The organism is Syntrophales bacterium, from assembly GCA_023229765.1.
Taxonomy (GTDB): domain Bacteria; phylum Desulfobacterota; class Syntrophia; order Syntrophales; family UBA5619; genus DYTH01.
Genome location: JALNYO010000006.1, coordinates 92335 through 112875 on the forward strand (window position 1 = coordinate 92335; position 20541 = coordinate 112875).

Here is a 20541-nt window from a genome sequence, read left to right on the forward strand (position 1 = left end):
TTTTTTAGACATTGCAAGTAAGGCAAACCTGAATATCGATCATTCCGTCCTTTACAGACAGAACGGCTTCACAGGCTTTTTCCGGCAGGCTGAAGACGAGTTCCTCAATGCTGATCGTTCCGGCTTCCATCTGCGCCAGTAATTCTGTGGGGTCATGGTTGAAGACTGCGCGGCAGGAAGGCGGGGCCTGGCGGTCCGGCTCTGTCGTTTGGGCATCAATCAGTTTGGCAGCGTAGCCGAAGTAGCTGATGATGTCCGCGGCGACTCTTCCCAGCAGGGAATTGCCTGTTTCCTCAAAGAGAGACGCGACGAAATCCCGTTGCCCTCGGGTGAGGTCCTCGGAGGGGTGGGCTTCCAGCCAGGCGGCGAAGCGCTCAAAAAAACCCGCCGGCGACATTTCCAGTGGTTCCAGGATGATATCGAACCAGGGCACTGCCCGGCCTTGGTTGTAGAAAACATCGCAGCCCTGAGCGATTTGGGCGGCCAGCGCCATGTCCTCCCTGCTGAAGGTCGGCGAGGCGAGCACCTGATAGGGGCTGCCGGACTCGTGTTCCAAATGCAGAGCCGGTGCGGTTTCGGCCAGGCGGGTGCCCGGCAGTACGGCGAGGCAAAATATGTCTATGTGATTGGGAACGAGGGTCATGGCAAAATCAACGCTCGCGCGGAAGCCTTCCAGGGAGTCGCCGGGCAGACCGTAGATGAGGTCGAAGCCATAGGTGACGTCGGCCTTGTGCAGGAGAAGGATCTTGGCCTCGAAATCGGCTATATCGAGACTGCGGCCGATGTTTTGGAGCACCTTATCGTGAACGCTCTGCAGGCCGATCTGCAGGGAGCACCGGATGGTCGCAAAGAGCCGGGCCATTTCCCGGTCGATGAATTCGCTGCGAATCTCGAAGAAAAAGTGGATATCCGGAGCCTTCAAGGCGATCAGGCGCAGCACCTGCTTCGCCCGGGCCTTGTGGTAGTTGAAGGTGGGGTCCAGCACGAAGACCTCGCCGATACCGGCAGCGGCGAAGAGTTCCAGCTCGGCTTCCACCCGGTCCGGGGGAACCCGGCGAATGCCCAACCTGCCGCGGGACTCGAAGCAGAAATCGCAGGCGAAGGGGCAGCCGCGGGACAATTCCCAGAGCGCGCCGCTGTAGTCGGCCAGTTGGAGCGTGCCATCCAGAAACGGGGAGGGCAGGGTGGCAAGATCCTTGACGGGAATCGGTTTTGCGGAGGCCGCAATCTCCCGGGGCGTCGCGCCCGCGAGAAGGCGGCCCACGGTCTCGACGATAAGCTCTTCCCCTTCGCCGGCCAAAACAAAATCCAGCGCAGGATCGCTCCCGACGCCCACCGGATCCGCCGTAACCTCGGCCCCGCCGGCGAAGATTACAAGGCCCGGTTGGCGTTGTTTCAGAAGCGAGGCAACCTCCAGGCTCAGGCTGCGGTTCCAAACATACATCGAAAACCCTACATAATCAGGATTTGAGGCGAGGATTTGGTTTGCGCACTCGACAGCATTTTGATTTAAAAAGAGATTAACGATGCGGGTTTGGATCTTCCGCCCGAAAGATCTCCGCAGCATTGCGGCCAGCATTGCGGGACCCAGCGGCATGGCCCGGGAAGATGCTTTGATATGGATGGCCGCTAAAACCAGCTTCATTGTTTTGCCTCCTGACGTTTTCATGCGCATATCCGGCCCGTATGACCAGCTCACGGGCCTTGCCCCGGCAGACCCGGACGGCACTGGCCGCAGCCGTTGCACTTTCAAACATTCACACGGATGACGCGCAGTTTCAACCAGGTGGCGCAAATATCTGCATCGGCCTGCAATCTGTCGAAGTAACCCAGGACAAACTGCAAAACCTGGGCTGGGTCTTTATACGGAAAAGTAGTCATCATCATTTTTCTCTGGCACCTCGATTTATCCGCTTATTACGCCGTTCTCCCTGTGGCGGTGAACCAGATCATTTAATTCCTGCTGCATGTTCCTTCCTTCCGGTGGATGATATTTCCGGAGCCTTGCTATTTTGTCTCTTTCCGCAGGACTTTCTTGTCGATCTCCACCCGATTGGAAAAGACCTTGAAGCCGCCCACGATCAGCATGTCCTTGGTCCGGTCGACAATCCGCTCTCCTTTCCCCAAAGCAGGCCCCTTTTCCGTACTTCCCAAGTTGAAAAGGTATCATACCTTCAGGGTGGCTTGTGTTCACAAGTCCTTGCCGTGAGCTATATGGTGGCCACAACCATTACGGAAAGAAATCTTCAAAGAAGATATTCATTGGGGTGCGGATAAAACCTCCTATAACATGAAAATATTTATTGAATTAATAAGGACCTTATGATGCCAGAGAAGTGTGCAGAAAATCCACTACTGTATTTTCCGCACTTATCATAATCGCGATTTTTGAATTAGCGATTTTGTTGACAGTACCCCAGAATTACGCAAGTCATAACTATTTACTTAATAAGTCCAATCCTGTCTTCTTCTTAAATGGCACATTCTTTGGCGAAGGTTCGGCGGTTCTATCAATTTTATAATTTAAGATACGAATTTCAACTTCTCCTTGTTCGAGACGCCTTGGAGACTGATCCCATTGAACAAAGTTTCTAACATAGTGATTATTGAAAAATTGTAACGCTAACTTTGGCAAAATAGGTTCTTTAATCCTCATGGATGTGTAGCTTATAATCTCTCCTTTGTGATTTTTGTAAACAATAAACAGTTCGACATTTTTTATGGGATAGCTGTGTAGGTTTCTTATGGCAAAGTCTACCCGTGTTAAATCGCCATTATGTAAATCAGGCAAAACATCAAATACTTGAACTAACGTGTCGTCCTTCTGGAAAGTTTTTTCTTTAGAGGTTTTTGGCAAGGAAACGAGGTTTAGTTTGTTAGGCTTTAGGGATTTAAGATAATTGATTGGCATTGCGAAATTTAAGTTTTGGCCAAAAGTAAGGTATGCGGTTGCAATGCCAATAACTTTTCCTGCCGAGTCAAAGACAGGGCCGCCACTACTGCCCGGAGAAATTGGGGCTGTAATCTGAATGAACTTAATATCATCAACTTCCCTGACACCGCTTATTATACCTTTTGAAACAGTTCCTTCTAATCCCGCCGGATTTCCTATTGCAAGGATGTCTTCACCTATCGTAACAGTATCAGAATCACCGAAAGGCAATGGTTTGGTGAATTTTAACGAGGTTTTAGCAATAATTAAATCTAATTGTGGATCGTAATTGAGTATGTGAAGAATAGTCCCCGTTTCACCCTTGTTGTTTTTTATTATGGCTTTAGCACAGTCTGCGAGCACGTGGTGATTAGTTGCAATATCCCCATTTTCATTAACAAAAAACCCGGAACCAAGAGATAATGGCTGATTATTTACATCCAATGCAATAATAGTTACTACAGACTGAGAGTATTTCTCTACAATTTGGGAAGTTTTCATTTCTGCATGAGAAAGACTTGCAGTGGTTAATAATGCTACAAAAACCAGGAAGTATTTTTGAATTGTGTTAAGTTGTATTCCTTTCATATACCCTCCCTTCGCTTGTCCGAAACATAATGGGCTCTTCAGCCGCAACACATAGCTGCTTGGAGCAAGGTTACATTTTAACAGTCGTAATTCCAAAGTCTTTTTCCGTTCGCTCGATTTGGTAATATTCAACGGAATATCCAGCATTGTCTAAAAGTTGTTTTATTAGATTAATATCAGACTCGGCTGCATTCATCCCAAAACATACTTGTTTAAGATATTCTTTCGGGATGGGAAACGCCCCTTCCTTCCCACAAATTATCCGTACCTCTTTTTCATATCCCCATGCTTTTCCTTTTATAGATAGAACCTTTTCCACAAGCTCGTTTGAAAATTTTTTTGTATTTATTTTAGCCTTTTCAGGAGCCTTTTCTATGAGCCATTCTGTTAGTGGGTTTTCGCCATAATCGACTCGTATAATTGCACCTTCAATTGTTTTTGATGGTTCAAAAAAAGATTGAAATGGACTTTCATAAGTCAAACAAAGACCTTTGTGCCCGTTAGCATAATGCGACCAAAGCAGCGGCTCCTCTAAAACTGAAGAAAAAGAGCATATACCAACACTCTTAACAGCTTTTTGAATATTATCAAATAAGCCATTAGGCTTTGAGAGCTTTACAAGATTCTGTTTTTTCTTCCCTGATAAAAGAGAAATAGCATGCTCAACGGCCTTTCTAATATCAACTTGACAATCAAAAGGATCATTTAAACGGGTCGGTCGAGCACAATATATAGTCCCTCCAACGAGAGTATCTATTAAGTATTTATTTATACTCCTGAATTTGAATAAAGTGATTTTTTCCATAAAATTTTAAACAGTTATCTTTTATATTTATAAAATGAAATACTATCCAAATTTCTATGTCAACCGGAAGGGTTGAAAATTCCCTCTTTCAGTAGTCAAGAACGAATACCATCTGCAAGATTCAACATCAACAAAAATCATTGGATACTCTCTTGCAGGAAGAAGGCCACACTTCAATACTTCCAGCTTTTCTATACAAAAATTACCCTTGTTTGCGAAGAATGACCTGTTGAGAACGTGCCGGTCTGCGCCGGGCTTGAGCCCTGCATACCATCCCGGATTCCTGTATCAACTTCAGGTACAGGGGTTGCTCTCTATAAGCGAAGCAAATACCTCCAGGCGGCCAGCGCTCCGGGCGCCTCCCGCTCCTGTCCGGGCGCGTACCCGTGAAAAAGAAGCCGCCCCTCCGCTTCCGGCCATTGGGTGGTCCAGTGAAAAATAAACTATCTAGCGTGTCTATCTTTATATGATGATTGCTGAGAACGCAGCATCATTTATTCCGGTTCGAAATCAGGCATTTTCTTCAAGGGAGACGTTTTACTGCTTTCAGGAAGGACCCCGGAAAAATCAGCGCAACCGGAACCCCATAACTTTTTTTGCATTATGGGGAATCGGCTGACAAGGGAACACAGCGGAATAGCGGTCAGGGTGCGCGCCTGGTTATGTGCGGCTCTTCCACTGACGTGGATCCCTGCTGCCATGCATTACTGCGACAACAACAATTCCGTCGCTTTCTACCCGATAATAAACTCCAAACGGAAAGCGATGAATCAGGGCACGCCGTATATTTCTGTGCACAACGGGGAACATTAGAGGTGTCTCTGAAATCACTGAGAAAACGGAGAGCACCTCGTCAAGGAACTGATTACCCATCCCATCCCGTTGCTCCTCATACCAAACCGCCGCATCAGCTAAATCTTGCTCTGATTCCGGTCGGAGACGAAGATCGATGGTCATAGTTTGCGCCTGATATCAGCCACAACCTCCGTACCTAATCGACCGCGATTCCCATCAGCTTCATAAGCGTCTATACGTCGATCGAGTTCCTCCCTTTGTCTGGATGTAACCCCCAGAGACTTTTGTTCGGCGGCGATGCTGTCCCAGAGATCTTCCACTATCCTGATCCGTTCTTCAACAGGTAACTCCTGCATTTCGGTGTTCATCTTTAACGCCTCCCCAATAGCCAACGTATTAGTATGGAATATTTTCAACTGCCCTCATGTATGCTTACTATCACGATTTGCATTCGAAGGCCACACTTCAATACTCCCAGCATTTCTATACAATAATTGCCCTTGCTTGCGAAGAATGACCTGTTGAGAATGTGCCGGTCGGCGCCGGGTTTGAGCCCTGCGTACCATCCCGGATTCCGGTATCCACTTCATGTGCAGGGTTTGCTCTCTATAAGCGAAGCAAATACCTCCAGGCGGCCAGCGCTCCGGGCGCCTCCCGCTCCTGTCCGGGCGCGTACTCGTGAAAGAGAAGCCGCCCCTCCGCTGCCGGCCATTGGGCGACACCAAACGCCATGGCGGCCTTCTCCCGCCGGAATGTTTCAGCATCAGCCAGATTCCAACAGGTATTGACGAACATTTTTCCCTCTCCGTCGCACAAATCAACCTCGCTGCCGTTGGCATAATAGAAAAGATCCTTGCGGCTGCGCCGGTTCTCCAGGAATACCACTGTCTCCAGTTTGTGACCCAGATCACGGTTCGGAAACGGCTGATAGGCGGCAATCAGTCCCGTGTCAATCACATGCAGCTTCTTGGGATTGTGCTCCTGCTTCCGGAGCGAGGCTTCCCGTTTCGGCTGCAGAAACATCAGAAAGGCATCCTCCAGATAGCCGAGATAGTCAAAGAGGGTGTTCTTGGAAACGGTATACCCCAGAGATGCGAAGTCCCTGTGCAGTTTGCTCACGTTCAGGAGCGAACCGGTATTGCGGAAGCAGTGCCGCAACAGATCGCGCATCAGCTTCTCGTTGCGCACCCCATATCGTTCCACCACGTCCCGGTAGAGCATCAGAGACGAATACTCCTCCAGAATCAACGGCCGCAACGCCTCATCGGCCAGCACGATCTCCGGAAAGCCGCCGCAGGACAGATACGACTCCAGTTCATAACGAAGGCGGCTCTCATTGTCGGCGCTGTGCGGCACGACCTCGATCTCCCGGAACATCAGATATTCACGGAAAGAGAGCGGAAACACTTCCAGGGTAATGCTGCGGCCCCGCAAAGCCGCGGCCAGGTCGCGCGTTAGCAACTGCGAAGAGGCTCCGGTGATGAACACCTCCAAGTCTTCCGTGTCGCAGAGGCGGCGTATCCACCGCTCCCAGCCGGTCACGTTTTGTACCTCATCCAGAAAAAGATACTTGTGCTGCCCTACCATCTCCGGGAACAGCTCGTGCCATGAACGCAGGATCAGATCCAGTTCTTCCGCCTGAATGGGATGCAGCCGGTCATCCTCGAAATTCAGATATATGATCCGACGACGATCAACCCCTTGCAATGCCAGCCTCTGGATGGCATCAAAGAACAGAAACGTCTTGCCGGACCGCCTGACGCCGGCCAGACCGACAACTTTGCCGGTGCCGGTGGGGATAACCAGTTCCCGTGGTTTGCAGGCCGGCAAAACCCTTTCGACGAATTGACGGATGACGTATTTTAAGTTGTCGCTGATCATAGGTTCAACATGGTATATGTCATCCCTGTTAGCAAGGACAATTATTGCCACTCTTTTGATCTATCCCGTTGAGATACATCAAAACGACGAAAGTCTCGTCTTTCAAAGCGTGCTATATTGGGCCTCTTTCCGCAGGTTCTTCTTGTCGATCTTGCCCACGAAGGAGATTTTATTATCGGGTTGAGCCGACGGCGAAATGTTTTTCCATGCCTGAAAACTTCGCTTTATGGACATTCTGCGGTAAGCTTGTTGAGTTCACCGGCCATGCCGCAATCTGCCAGCGCCGCTTTTGTCGGCAGGCCGCTTTCGGGATCTATTTTCATCAGCTCATAGAAACGCGCCTTCATCTTTTCCAGATCAAAACGGGCGCCATCCGCCTCGCCGCCGCTTCCCGGCGCCCGCATCCGCGGGGTTAAATCATCGTCCTTCCCGCTCAAACCGTAGCGGCAGTTGATCAGCCGCTTCAGGTAGAAAACCCGCCGACCCGCATTCAGGAATTCTTCGGCATCCCACTCATAGCCGGCAACGGTCTTGAAAAGGGCCAGCCAATCCGGAATTGTCACCTCGGCATCGGCAAACTGGCAGAAGCAGGCGCTGTTTTCGATCGCCCCGAGCGCCACGGAAACCGCAGCCGCTTCCGGCTTGTTTTCCTCCGACTGCGGCTCCAGGATGTAATCGAAGCCGATCTCCGGATAGTAGCGGGCGCCCATTTCCACAAACAGCATTGGGTCGGCGACATGACACGCCCCCCGGGCGCCCACCGCGTAGGTCAGCGCCATCCCGTAACCGCCCCCCCGGGGGTCATGCATCGGCGCCTCGAGCCCCTTGCTCTGCGCGGTGTAAGCGAGCCCCCTGCCCAATCTTCCGGCCGCCGCCCGGCTTCCTTCCGCCAATAGGGCGCCCAATTTTTCTTCTTTTTTGACAATGGCCGGCAACAAAATATCAATCACCGTCGCCATATCTCCCCAGTGCAGCTCCAGCCCGCCTGTGTCCTCCCGGGTAAGATCGCCCTTTTCAAAGGCCTCCATCGCCCAGGCGATCGTCGCCCCGCAGGAGATCGTATCCAACCCGAAATCATTGCAGAGCCGCCCGGCCTTGCAGGTCGCGGCCAAATCCAGCGACCCCAGCAGCGCGCCGAAGGCGACGATTGTCTCGTATTCCGGCCCTCCTCCTTCGGGCACTGCAAACGGCCCCTCCTTCACCTCGACGATCCGCTTGCAGGCAATCCCGCAGTACATGCAGCCGGTGCGCCGCGTCAGATATTTCTCCGTCAGGGTGGTTCCGTTAAGCGCTTCCGCTGCCTCCTCCCAGAAATTGGAAGTCCAGTTTTTTACCGGGACATCACCGCTGTAAACGCCGCCGATCAGATTCGCCGCGGTGCCGTTTTCGCGCAGAACGTTCGAGGCCAGCGCCTCATTGATCCGCCCGTTCAGATCCCCGCGGAGATTTTCAAAACCTTCCGCATCGGCCAGCGCCATCTCTTTTTTATGCGCCTTAACGACAAGCGCCTTGAGGTTCTTGGCGCCCATCAGCGCCCCGAACCCCACCCGGCCGGCCGCGTTGTGCCCATCATGAATGATATTGGCTAATTTCATGCCGTTTTCCCCGGCCGGGCCAATCGTCATCGTCCGGCTTCCCTTGCCGAAACGTTCCTTGAGCAGTCTGGTCGCCTCCTCCGTGCCGAGGCCCCAATATTCAGAAGCCGGCAGCAGCGCAACACGGTTGTCTTCGATATGGATCAGGGAGGGCTCTGCCGACCGGCCGGTAATGACCAGTCCGTTGAAGCCGCAGTAGCGCAGCTCTGGCGCGAAATAACCGCCGCAGGAGGAATCTCCCCAGTGTCCGGTGAGGGGCGAGCAGCCGGCGACGCTGCCGCGGCTGGCGCCGGACAGTTTCAACCCGGCAAAAGGGCCGTTCATAAAGATCAGCATCGCCTCCGGATCCAGCGGATCCAGATCGAACCGTCCCCGCTCCTGGAAAATTTTGGCCGCCAGTCCGCTGCCGCCGATGTAGAGACGATACCACTCCTCGGGCAGCGGTTCTATTTCAATCAGACCTGTGCTGAGATTGATGTTGATGATCTTCCCGGTATTTCCGTTCATCGCTCTCCCCCTTTATTTGACGAGCTTGTCTTCCATCCCCAGCTCTTTCAAGACCTGCTCGTAGATAACGGCAACCTTTTTGAGCTTCGGGGCCAGCTTCAAGAGCCCGGTCGCAGAACCCTTCACCCGGATCTTTTTGCGGGTGATCGCCATAACCGGATTGAGCTTGTTTAGCCAGGACAGATGGGCGTCATCCGCGGAGAGACTCATGATCAAATCCGGCGCGCCCGGAGGATCGCCGGCGCCGAATTCGTACTTGCCGTTGCGGGTGTCAACCCAGATCGCGCAGCCCGGTCCGCTTTCAGAATAATCGAACAGGATGAGCTGATTGACCTTTTTCATCGACTCTCCCAGCTCCGGATCATTGGCCACTCCTGCGAAAAGCTTCGTGATTGCGGTTACCGCCTCTTGTGAATCCTTCCAGTATAGCATGATTTTTCTCCTTTCTAATGAGCCTGTTGATAGAGGGTTATAATGTCTTCTTCCTCAACATACCGCGGATTGTAGCCGATCTGCCCATCGGCGGCGGCCAGCTCCACCAGCGGCTGCAGGGCATCCCGGTCCGTCGGAACGGCGAAATCCTTCAGCGTCTCGGTCAAGCCGATCGTCGCCAGCAACTGCTTCACCGCGGCGACGGCTGCTTCGGCGGCTGTCCGCGGGTCCATCTGCCCGACCTCGATCCCCATCGCGTCGGCAATCATCCGGAATTTTTCGCTTCTTTCATCAATAATGTTGAAGGTCATGACGTGCGGCAGCATGATCGCGTTGGCCAGACCATGCGGGATTCCATAAAGGGCGCCGAGGGCATGGGCCAGGGCGTGCACCGCCCCGGTCATCGTGTTTCCGAACCCCATTGCCGCCATCGTGCTGGCAAGCATCACATTGCCTCGGGCTTCGCTGTTTTCCGGTTCGCGCACCACCACCGGCAGATATTTGAAGATCAAGCGGATCGCGTGCAGCGAAAGTGCGTCGACAATCGGTTCCGCGCCGGTGGAGAGCGCCGCTTCTATCGCATGGGTCAGCGCATCCATCCCGGTAAACGCGGTTATTTTGGGGGGAAGTTTGAAGGTCAGCTCCGGATCAAGCATCGCGAGATCGGCGTTGCAGTAAGGATGTGTGACCGAAAGCTTCGCCTTCGCTTTGGTATCGAGGACAACCATCGCGCTGGTGATTTCGCAGCCGGTTCCCGCCGTCGTGGGAAAGGCGATATGGGGCGCAAGCGGCTTTGCCCCTTCCCACAGCCCCGCCTGATCGGCAAGGGGTTGAAAGTCCTGATCGCCGCTGCCGATCATGATGTTCACCGCCTTGGCGGTGTCCATGACGCTCCCGCCGCCGACGGCAATCAGACAATCGGCTTTGACACTGCGGTAAAATGCCGCCCCGGCGTTGATTACCTCGATCCGGGCATCCTGAAGGACGCCGTCAAAAACGCCGGCCAGCTCCAGAACGGAATTTTTCACCTCGGAGATGACCATCTCCGCGACGCCGGCATTGACGAGCCCACGGTCGGTGAAGAGGGCGACTCTCGTTCCGCCCAGTTGCGACATCTCAAAGCCGATCTCCTTGCGAACGCCCGGCGCGTACAGGATCCGCGGCCGGTTTACCCAGGTAAAAAAAGGTTCAAAGGCAATTTCCGGATATTTCATCTTTCACCTCCATCAGTATAAACCACCATGCCCGTGTCGGGCACAACGAAGCATGAAAATCCCCCCATCCCCCCTTTGGCAAAGGGGGGGATGGGGGATTTTCATACAAACTTACGGTCGGTTTCCTCGGATATTATTCTCTTCTTCCCTTATCAGCTTGAAGATTTTATTTTTTATTTTACCGTAGGCCGGGAATGGGCGGAAAGATCGGCCTTTCTGAGGCGGATGCTTCCCGGCGTAATCTCCACCAGCTCGTCTTCGGCGATAAACTCGATGCACACATCGAGCGACATGAGCCGAGCCGGGCGCAGGATTACCGTCTGATCTGAAGTCGAAGCCCTCATGTTGGTCAGCTTTTTCTCCTTGACGATGTTGACGTCAATATCCACCGTGCGGTTGCGCTCCCCGACAACCATCCCGGCATAAACCTCCGTGCCGGGGGAAATAATCAGCTCGCCGCGATCGGCCATCGCATGGCAGGCATAGGCGGTCGTTTTCCCCGGGCGGTCAGCGACAAGCGCGCCGGTCAGCCGCTGGGGGATGGGCCCGGCCCACGGCTCGTAGCCTTCAAGCAGCGTGTTCATTACCCCGGAGCCTTTCGTGTCCGTCAGAAAATGGCTTCTGAAACCGATCAATCCGCGCGACGGGACGATGAATTCGAGGTTCACCCGCCCGCTGCCCTTATTGACGAGACTGACCATCCGCCCCTTGCGCGCCGCCAGTTTCTCGGACAGCACCCCGATGAACTCCTCCGGGACATCGATAAACACCCTTTCCACCGGCTCGAACTCCTTGCCGCCCTGCATTTTGGTGATAACGCGAGGCTTCGAGACCATGAACTCATACCCTTCCCGGCGCATGGTCTCGATGATGATCGCCATCTGCAGCTCCCCTCGCCCGCAAACCTCGAAGGCGTCTGCCCGTTCCGTCGGCTTGATCCGGATCGCCACGTTCCGCAGGGTTTCTCGCTCCAGCCTGTCCTTAATATGGCGGGAGGTGAGGAATTTCCCCTCCCGACCGGCCATCGGCCCGTTGTTGACAAAAAATAGCATCGACACCGTCGGCTCATCAACGTTAATTCGCGGCAGGGGCTGGGGGTTTTCCAGCGAGGAAATCGTGTCGCCGATATTCAGATTCTCCACCCCGGCAAAAGCGGCGATATCGCCGGCCTCTATTTTTTCGACGGCCACCTTCTTCATGCCGACAAACGTATAAAGGGCTGAAAATTTAACAGCTTGTGTTGCGCCATTTTCACCGCAGAGGGTATAAGCCTGACGGAGTTCCAGAACACCGTTCATCAGCCTTCCCACGGCCAACTGCCCGACGTAGGAGTCGTAATCCAGATTCGTCACCAGAAACTGCGGAACCGCCGTGTCGTCCGCCTCCGGCCCGGGGATGGACTTCACTATCGCCTGAAACAGCGGGGTCATATCAGTAGAATCATCCCCCAATTTGACGTGGGCGACGCCCTTTTTGGCGTTTGTGTAGAGAATCGGAAACTCAATCTGCTTTTCCGTGGCGTCGAGATCGATGAAAAGGTCGTAAACCTCATTGATCACCTCCTCGATTCGCGCATCCGGGCGGTCTATCTTGTTGATGATCAGAATGATCGGAAGCCCGCGCGCAAGGGCCTTTTTCAGCACAAAGCGGGTCTGGGGAAGCGGCCCTTCGCTCGCGTCAACGAGGAGAATCGCCCCGTCCACCATGTTGAGACTCCGCTCCACCTCGCCGCCGAAATCGGCATGGCCGGGCGTATCAACAACATTTATCTTCACATCCTTGTAAAGAATCGCCGTGTTTTTGGCCATGATAGTGATTCCCCGCTCTTTTTCGAGCTCCATGGAATCCATGACGCGCTCCTCGATGACCTGATTCTCGCGGAACGTGCCGGTCTGCCTTAAAAGCCCATCCACAAGCGTTGTCTTGCCGTGGTCAACATGGGATATGATAGCAATATTGCGTATTTTTTCTTTTCTCATTTTCTTTCTTTCAATCCTTCCTTTATGTATGTTCCTTATTTATAAATTGTCTATTGCTGCGCGGCTGATTGCCCTTCCCCGGAGGAACTGCGCCGGGGTTTTCTCGTCCTCGGCCGTTTTTTGCCTGCGCCGCCATTCGGCGCCACCGCCGCGGGTATCGCCGCGCTTATGGACGGCGACTGAGGCGCCATGTGCAGCGTCTTGTTATAGTAATCATCCAGAAGCATCGCGATCAGAGGGGAATCTTCCTCCGCTTCGGAAAGGGTCCTGCCCAGTGAAATGAAGCGCCGCATTCTTTCCCGCTCGAGGTTGTCGCGCGACCGGAGATCGGCTTCCAGCCCGGCGATGACCCGCTGGGCGACGATCTCCGCGACATCTTCTTCCTCGGGGAGTTTTCTTTCCTCCATATCCGTTATGTTGAAACTGCGAGCAATTGCCTTAAGCGCGAACTGCTCCATCCCGGCCGCAAGCGTAATCGCGGTGCCGCTTGCCCCCACCCTGCCGGTTCTTCCCGCCCGGTGGATATAAAGTTCCGGATCCTCCGGCGGTTCATATTGAAAAACATGGGAAAGGTCGGGGATGTCAATGCCCCGGGCGGCCACGTCAGTTGCTACCAGAAAACGCAGTTCCCCCTTGCGGAGCCGCTCCATGACCTTTTCCCGGGCCCCCTGGGAAAGATCGGAGCTCAGTTCGTCGGCATCGTAACCAAAGCGCTTCAGCACCACGGTGACAAAATGGACCGTCGAGCGCATATTGCAAAAGATGATTGCCGAGATCGGGTTTTCCATCTCGATGATTCTGATCAGCGCCCGTTCCTTCTGCACGCCCTGAACAATATAGAAAAGGTGTGACGTATTGGCTACATGAATGTGGTCGCGGCTCAGGCTGAGGAAATCCGCCTTGCCGAGAAACTCCTCGGCCAACCGGATGATAAACGGCGAAAAGGTTGCGGAAAACATGCACCCGTTGAGGGGGTGTTTGGGAAGAAACTGCTGGATCCTCTTCATGTCGGGATAAAAGCCCATAGAAAGCATCCGATCCGCCTCGTCAAAGACGAAAATGCTCAATTTATCAAGCGTCAGGGCGCCCTTGAGAAGATGATCAAGAATGCGCCCCGGCGTTCCGACAACAAGCTGCGCGCCGGCGCGTATGCCCTCAAGCTGGGGTTCGTATTTGACGCCGCCATAAACGACGACTGTTCTGAGTTCGCTCCCCCCGGTTAAAAGCTCCGCCTCCCGGGAAACCTGCAGGGCAAGCTCCCGCGTCGGCACCAGCACCAGCGCCTGACACGCCTTTTTCTGCGGATTTATTCTCTCGATGATTGGCAGCAGAAAGGCGCCAGTCTTGCCGCTCCCGGTCTGCGACTGCACCATCAGATTCCGACCGGCCATGATATAGGGAATCGCCTGGGACTGAACCGGAAGCAGTCCCGTCCAGCCGGCCATCGCGCATGCCTTTTGGAGGCGCGGCGAAAGGTCGGAAAGGGCAAACGCATTCAGCGGATTTTCAGGCTGTTCTTCATCGCCATTGCGCGCCGGCTGTTCCAACTCCATTGTTTGACTATTTGCTGTCTGATTTTGCTCCTCTTGATAATCCTCTGCCATCTCTCACCCTCTGTCTGCACGGACGTAATTAATCTCTTTATCCCTGTTCGTTAACCTCAAAATTCCCTTGGCCCGCGGCGCATAATCAGCCGAACCGCTTGGCAGATATACGCCGGCAGAGGGGTATTGTCAAGTAATTTACTCCCTAAGTTGCGAATATCTGTATAATTTAGACAGTAAACCAGCCTTGTCCGCAGCGGGCGGACTGTAAATGTTAGTTTTAATGGATTCATGCCTTCCATTTTTATACCAATTCACGAAATAGCCGCTTTATGCTATAAGACTTAAGAAATTATGAAAAAGGAGAAAACCACAAAATATGCCAATTTATGAATTTTACTGTGAAAACTGCAACACCGTCTTTAATTTTTTCTCCCGGGGCGTAAACACGCAGGCAACCCCCGTCTGCCCGCGCTGCCAGGGTCCTCTGAAACGGCAACTGTCTCTCTTCGCAAAGGTATCCAGGGGCAAGGAAGAATCCCTTGGCGAGGAAATGCCGCAACTCGACGAGGCGAAGATGGAAAAGGCGATGGCGATGCTGGCCGGCGAGGCTGAGAAAATGGACGAAAACGATCCGCGCCAGGCGGCGCAGTTGATGAGGAAGCTGAGCGAAGCCGCGGGAATCTCCTTCGGCGACGGAATGGAAGATGCCCTGAACCGCCTGGAGCGGGGTGAGGACCCGGACCGCATCGAAGAGGAGATGGGCTCGCTCCTCGATGCGGAAGAGCCTGTCTTGCTCAATAAAAAGGGGAGCGGCAGAAAAAGGCCCGCTCCCCGTGTTGACGAAACCCTGTACGACCTTTGATTAGCGCCGAAAATGGACAGAGACGCATGGACAGTAAAAAACCCTTGCGCCTCTGTTAACAAAAAAACCTTCATGCCCGTGGGGCAAAACGAAGCATGAAAATCCCCCCTTGCCCCCCTTTGGCAAAGAGGGGATGGGGTAGGATTTTCATATAAACGCATGCATGCAGATAGAGCAACCGCTGATTATTTCCGGTTTTCCGGACGAAGCGCGCGGACAGCGGCGCCCGCCTGCCACATCTCGCTGTTTTTCATCGCCTCCAGTTCGGCGTCCAGTTTTTCCCGATAATCAGGGGCGCTGTTTGCCGAAAGGACAATGCGCGTTTCCTCACCGGAACGAACGCTTTCATATAGCTTTTCGAACGTCGGGGCGACGGCTTCCCGGAAAGGCCCCTTCCAGTCGAGGGCGCCGCGCTGGGCGGTCGTGCTGCAGTTGGCGTACATCCAGTCCATCCCCTTTTCCGCAACCAGGCGGATCAGGCTCTGGGTCAGTTCTTCCACGGTTTCATTGAACGCCTCGCTCGGGCTGTGGCCGTTTTTCCGCAGCACATTGTACTGGGCTTCCATGACGCCGGCGAGGCAGCCCATCAAAACGCCCCGTTCGCCGGTTAGATCGCTGAAGACTTCCTTCTCAAACGTCGTCGGGAAAAGATAGCCGGAACCAACGGCGATGCCGAGGGCTATGGTCTTTTCCGTTGCCTTGCCGGTAGCATCCTGAAAGATCGCGTAGCTGGAATTGATGCCGCTCTTGTCGAGAAAGTTGTTTCTCACCGAGCGGCCGGAGCCCTTGGGCGCCACGAGGATCACATCGATATCCGCCGGGGGAACGACGCCCGTCTGCTTGCTGTACGTAATTGAGAATCCATGAGAAAAATAAAGGGTTTTACCCTTGGTCAGGCACGGTTTGACAATGGGCCAAAGCTGTGTCTGCCCGGCATCGGAGAGCAGATATTCGATGATCGTCCCCCGCTTCGCCGCTTCTTCTACCGAAAAAAGGGTTTCGCCGGGGACGAAACCGTCGCGGATGGCCTTCTGCCAGGTTGCGCCTCCCTCGCGCTGTCCGACAATCACCCGAATCCCGTTGTCCCTAAGGTTAAGCGCCTGGCCGGGCCCCTGCACCCCGTAGCCTAAAATCGCGATCGTTTCCCCGCTGAGGACCGCCCGTGCCTTCTCCAAAGGAAACTCATCCGAGGTAACAACCTCCTCCCAAATGCCGCCAAAATTGATCTTTGCCATATTCTGCTCCTTTCGTTGTTGTGGAAAGCACTCGCTGTGCTATATCCCTAAATAAAACCTCTCACAGGTTTTTCCCTCCCTCTATCGCCGTCCGGCAGGGAGTCCCTCTTGTTCGAAAAAACTATCCAGTTTTTTCGTTTTTTACCGTCCGGGCGGCTGTCGGAAAACGGCAATCGCCCCGGTCCGATTCATCTCCTCCACCCCGAACGGTTCGAAAAACTTGAGTATTGCCGCAGTCTTGTCAGTATTGGCCGTAATTTCCAAAATAAGATAATCCTCATCCATCGCGACGATTTTGCAGCCGAACAGATCGATTGCCCGGAGAATCTCCTGGCGGTTTTCCTCTTTGATGCGCAGACCGATGATCATCAGTTCCCGCTTGACGGAAGGGATATCGGTCAGATCGGTCACCGAAACGATATCGACAAGCCGGTCGAGCTGTTTTTTGATCTTGTCGGTAAAATCCCTGTCCGCCCGGCTGGTAAGCGTAATCCGCGAAACATCGGGATTGGTGGTTTCGGCGACGCAGAGGCTCCGTATATTGTAGCCCTTGCTGCTGAAGACGCCGGCAATCCGGGAGAGCACCCCGGGCTGGTTGTTGACGAGCAGCGAAATGATATGTTCCTGAACTGCCATTATTTTTCAACCTCCTTTACATACCTGCACGTTTGACGAATTTGCGAAAAGCCGATGCTGCCCTTGCTTTTCGTCCCGTTGTTTATTTGCCGGAAATCATCTCCACGTTTGACTTGCCCGGAGGAATGATCGGATAGACGTAGGTGTCCTGATCGATGACCACCTCCACGAGATAGGGGCCTTTCGCCTCTTTCATCCGCGCGATTGCCGCGTCCGGGTTGCCATGCGCGGGAATCCGTTCGGCGGGGATGCCGAAGCCGCGCGCGACGGCGACAAGATCAACCGTGTCGCCGAGGGCGCAGGTCGTAAAACGCGATTCAAAAAACAAATCCTGCATCTGACGGATCATTCCGAGGTGGCCGTTATTGAGGACAACGATCTTGAGCGGCAGACAGTACGAGCTGATCGTCGCCAGTTCCTGGATATTCATCAAAAAACCGCCATCGCCGCTGACAGTAACCACTTCCCGATCGGGGGCGCCGATTTTCACGCCGATCGCGGCGGGGAGGGAAAAGCCCATTGTCCCCATGCCGCCGGTGGTAATGAGGCTGCGGGGAGAAAGGCACTGCCAGGAGCGGACGGTCCATATCTGGTTGAGTCCCACATCGGGAATGACAATCGCGTCCTGGGGCAGCGCGGCCTGAATTTTGCGAATCAGCAAACCCGCCTCCCCGCAACCGTCATCGCCCTCTTTTGCCGCCAACAGCGCCCGTTCCTCGTTTATTCTTGTTTCCCATTGGGAGCGATCACGGGGAGGCACAAGTTCGGCAAGAGCGACAAGGGCGTCTTTGATATCACCGATCCATTGAAAATCGACCTTGATGTTTTTCCCGATCGAGGTGGGGTCGATATCGATCTGAGCGACCGACGCCAGCGGCGCGAACTTGGAAATGACGGAGGTGCTCCGCTCGGTAAAGCGGGAGCCCAAGGCGAGGATGAAATCGGACTGGTGGATCATGCTGTTGGCCAGTTGGTTTCCGTGGGTGCCAATGAAGCCGAGGTCGTAGCCGTTGCCGGAGATGATCGAACCGATGCCCATCATCGTGGAAACAAAGGGTATGCCGGTTTTCTTGACAAAAGCGGTTGCCAGTTCGCAGGCTTCGCCAAGCTTGACACCCCCCCCGACCAGGATGATTGGCCGTTCGCTGCGATTAAGCGCCTCGGCAATCCGGACAAGCGCCTCGCCGTTTTCATGGGGCAACGGAGTGTTTTCCGGAATGTTCCGTGCGTTGCCGCTGTCAAGAGCGCCGAGAATATCCCGGGGAATATCGAGCAGAACCGGGCCGGGCCTGCCGGAGCGGGCCAGGCGAAAGGCGCTGCGCAGAGATGAGGCAAGCTGCTCGGGGTCCCGCACCATGAAGCTGTGTTTGGTGATGGGCATCGTAATCCCGATGATGTCCGTCTCCTGGAAGGCATCCCGGCCCCAGAGGTCGCTGTTCACCTGGGCGGTGATTGCGACCAGCGGGGTGGAATCCATGTAGGCGGTGGCAATGCCGGTAACAAGATTGGTCGCACCGGGACCTGATGTGGCAAGGCATACCCCTGTTTTGCCGGTTACCCGGGCGTAGCCGTCGGCAGCGTGCGCCGCCGCCTGTTCGTGGCGCATCAGGTAGTGGCGGATGTGACTGTCGGCAAGCCGATCATTGAGGGGCAGGGTGTTGGCCCCCGGATACCCGAAAATCGCTTCCACCCCTTCTTCTTCCAGAACTTGTAAAACAATGTCCGCGCCAATGGTTTTCATTTTAAAATTCCCTTCTTTCAATAGCTGTTAATCTCTGTTTACGCTGTTTGTCTTGTTGGGGCACGGCATGCCGTGTCCCTGCTTGCCATTGTCGAACCGCAACCCCTGAAAACAAAAAAGCCGCGATCCTTTGCGGGGTCGCGGCTCGCATCTTCTATTTGATTGTGTCAAAGACGCCGAGCAGCAACCCTCCCGGGGATAATTACTACTACTACGCCCGATATAAGCGATAACGCGTTAAGATAAATCTCTGATTTCTTAATAAACTGATTATTCATGGCTCTTCCCGTTTATGAACATTAATCTTCGCTTTTCGTTCCTGTTTGTGGCGTCTTTCATAGCAAAAAGAAAATGGCTTGTCAAGAAGGTTTTCCGGGGCGCTATGCAAATAGTTTTTCCAGCTCCCGACGAAGCTTGTAGGCATGTGTTGTCTCATCCATCGCTACATCATCCCAGCAGAGCATCTGGCCTTGCTTAACCGGACGAATGACTTTGACGTCATGTGCGAGTCCCAAGGGCAATCCGCCCAGGGCGACCGATTTTTGCGCCGGCAGCAATTTCCCCCAGACGGTGTAACCGCCTTCACCATCGAGGATAGTTCCCGGCTGCAGATCGCTTTTGGCGGTTGCCGCCACATCGGCATTCCAGCATTGCGCTGAGCCCGTTGCTTCCCTACGCAACGCCACGCTCGCCACCGATATGCCAACCTCCAGGCCGATCAGATGCCAGCGCTTATAGAGTGTGAAATATCTTCCGCTGGGATCCGTATGGGCGTTGTATTCCTCAAAACAGTTTTTGATGTATTCTGTCTCGGCCTCCACTGTCACCCAAACACCCATGCGGATGTCATAAGGGATCTTTCTGCCGTCCACCTCCAGCGAGGAAATGACTTCGACCATCCCCTTTTTTTCCAGAACGCCGCCCTCGGAAATTGGGCGGGTTACATAAGGAATATCCTCAACGCTGGCCGGAGGGTAAAGCAATCCATTGCTGGGCACAGACAATCCGGTGGCATTGGCGACGGCGGCGCTCTCAATGGCAGGTTTAGAGCCATCCAGAAAACTGTTGAACATCTTCGGGTTCAAGCCGCCCCGTGCCGCCTGCTCCGGCGTGAGCCCGTAATAGCCCCAGACGGTATCGGGCGTGGATTGATTGAAGTGGGGGAGCCACTTATGGCCGCGACCGGCGGCAACAACCGGAAAACCGCACGTCCTTGCCCAATCCACCAAATCGCAAATCAGGGCCGGCTGATCGCCGAAGGCCAGTGAATAGACCACCCCCGCTTCCGCAGCCTTCCGGGCAAGCAGGGGGCCGCAAAAGGCATCGGCTTCGACTGTCACGTTGACGACGTGTTTGCCATGCCTGAAAGCGAGAAGGCAGTGTTCAACCGCGGCGAGCGGATGTCCCGTGCATTCAACGATGACGTCAATGGCCGGATGTTTGACCAGCGCCTCCCAATCCTCGGAAATGCAGGTGAACCCCGTTTTTAGCGCGTCATCGAAGGATGCGGCAGCGGATTGCTGATCCTTCCAGCCAACGCGCGCCAGGTTGCGTTTGGCCCCTTCGGGCGAGAGATCAGCGATGCCGACTAAATGAACGCCGGGGATATTGGGCAGTTGCGCCAGGTACATCGAACCAAACTTTCCGGCGCCGATTAGTCCCACACGGATTGCTTGATGATTGGCGGCGAGTTGTTGCAGTTTTGCATGCAGGCTCATAAAGTTCCCCCCTGGAGATGAGCAGAAAATGATGTTGACACTGTTTTTCTGTGATATTATAGGGGAAACAATTA

At 54.0% G+C, this 20541-nt stretch carries 17 protein-coding genes; 2 read left to right on the forward strand and 15 right to left on the reverse strand.

Going from position 1 to position 20541, the window contains the following annotated elements:
* Positions 1–4: 4 nt before the first annotated feature.
* Positions 5–1645, reverse strand: coding sequence for a DUF4080 domain-containing protein (locus M0P74_05185; protein MCK9362975.1), 1641 nt, complete (start codon positions 1643–1645; stop codon positions 5–7).
* A gap of 41 nt (positions 1646–1686) precedes the next feature.
* On the opposite strand from M0P74_05185, the gene M0P74_05190 reads away from it, so the two are divergent.
* Positions 1687–2277: a hypothetical protein gene (locus M0P74_05190; GenBank protein ID MCK9362976.1), complete on the forward strand. Its 591-nt coding sequence runs from the start codon at positions 1687–1689 to the stop codon at positions 2275–2277.
* A 160-nt stretch (positions 2278–2437) separates the two neighbouring features.
* Here M0P74_05190 and M0P74_05195 read toward each other — a convergent pair whose 3' ends face one another.
* The 10 genes from M0P74_05195 to M0P74_05240 form a co-directional block, all read right to left on the reverse strand.
* Positions 2438–3520: a S1C family serine protease gene (locus M0P74_05195; GenBank protein MCK9362977.1), complete on the reverse strand. Its 1083-nt coding sequence runs from the start codon at positions 3518–3520 to the stop codon at positions 2438–2440.
* A 70-nt stretch (positions 3521–3590) separates the two neighbouring features.
* Positions 3591–4325 carry a DUF2971 domain-containing protein gene (locus tag M0P74_05200; protein ID MCK9362978.1) on the reverse strand — a complete coding sequence of 245 codons (735 nt, stop codon included), beginning with the start codon at positions 4323–4325 and terminating at the stop codon, positions 3591–3593.
* A gap of 660 nt (positions 4326–4985) precedes the next feature.
* Positions 4986–5282: a type II toxin-antitoxin system RelE/ParE family toxin gene (locus M0P74_05205; protein ID MCK9362979.1), complete on the reverse strand. Its 297-nt coding sequence runs from the start codon at positions 5280–5282 to the stop codon at positions 4986–4988.
* Complete coding sequence (locus M0P74_05210; GenBank protein ID MCK9362980.1) at positions 5279–5488, reverse strand: addiction module protein; 210 nt, start codon at positions 5486–5488, stop codon at positions 5279–5281. Before M0P74_05210 ends, M0P74_05205 begins: the two co-directional genes overlap by 4 nt.
* Before the next feature lie 238 nt (positions 5489–5726).
* A complete protein-coding gene (locus M0P74_05215) occupies positions 5727–7052 on the reverse strand; it encodes an ATP-binding protein (protein ID MCK9362981.1) in 1326 nt (441 codons plus the stop codon).
* 173 nt (positions 7053–7225) lie between these two features.
* Positions 7226–9103, reverse strand: coding sequence for an aldehyde ferredoxin oxidoreductase family protein (locus M0P74_05220; protein MCK9362982.1), 1878 nt, complete (start codon positions 9101–9103; stop codon positions 7226–7228).
* Positions 9104–9115: 12 nt separating this feature from the next.
* Positions 9116–9535 (reverse strand): SCP2 sterol-binding domain-containing protein, encoded by a 420-nt coding sequence (locus tag M0P74_05225; protein MCK9362983.1) that lies wholly within the window; start codon positions 9533–9535, stop codon positions 9116–9118.
* A gap of 14 nt (positions 9536–9549) precedes the next feature.
* On the reverse strand, positions 9550–10749 hold the full coding sequence (locus tag M0P74_05230) for an iron-containing alcohol dehydrogenase (GenBank protein ID MCK9362984.1): 1200 nt from the start codon (positions 10747–10749) through the stop codon (positions 9550–9552).
* 173 nt (positions 10750–10922) lie between these two features.
* The gene (gene typA / locus M0P74_05235) at positions 10923–12728 is read right to left on the reverse strand and encodes a translational GTPase TypA (GenBank protein MCK9362985.1); all 1806 of its coding nucleotides are present in this window, start codon (positions 12726–12728) and stop codon (positions 10923–10925) included.
* Between the two features lie 50 nt (positions 12729–12778).
* On the reverse strand, positions 12779–14332 hold the full coding sequence (locus M0P74_05240; protein MCK9362986.1) for a DEAD/DEAH box helicase: 1554 nt from the start codon (positions 14330–14332) through the stop codon (positions 12779–12781).
* Positions 14333–14651: 319 nt separating this feature from the next.
* Between M0P74_05240 and M0P74_05245 the strand changes: the two genes are divergently transcribed.
* Complete coding sequence (locus M0P74_05245; GenBank protein MCK9362987.1) at positions 14652–15137, forward strand: zinc ribbon domain-containing protein; 486 nt, start codon at positions 14652–14654, stop codon at positions 15135–15137.
* 185 nt (positions 15138–15322) lie between these two features.
* Here M0P74_05245 and ilvC read toward each other — a convergent pair whose 3' ends face one another.
* From ilvC to M0P74_05265, 4 genes are all read right to left on the reverse strand, one after another.
* The gene (ilvC, locus tag M0P74_05250) at positions 15323–16372 is read right to left on the reverse strand and encodes a ketol-acid reductoisomerase (GenBank protein ID MCK9362988.1); all 1050 of its coding nucleotides are present in this window, start codon (positions 16370–16372) and stop codon (positions 15323–15325) included.
* 141 nt (positions 16373–16513) lie between these two features.
* Complete coding sequence (gene ilvN, locus M0P74_05255) at positions 16514–17008, reverse strand: acetolactate synthase small subunit (protein ID MCK9362989.1); 495 nt, start codon at positions 17006–17008, stop codon at positions 16514–16516.
* Positions 17009–17090: 82 nt separating this feature from the next.
* On the reverse strand, positions 17091–18749 hold the full coding sequence (gene ilvB / locus M0P74_05260) for a biosynthetic-type acetolactate synthase large subunit (GenBank protein ID MCK9362990.1): 1659 nt from the start codon (positions 18747–18749) through the stop codon (positions 17091–17093).
* Positions 18750–19129: 380 nt separating this feature from the next.
* On the reverse strand, positions 19130–20467 hold the full coding sequence (locus M0P74_05265) for a Gfo/Idh/MocA family oxidoreductase (protein MCK9362991.1): 1338 nt from the start codon (positions 20465–20467) through the stop codon (positions 19130–19132).
* Between the last annotated feature and the right edge of the window lie 74 nt (positions 20468–20541).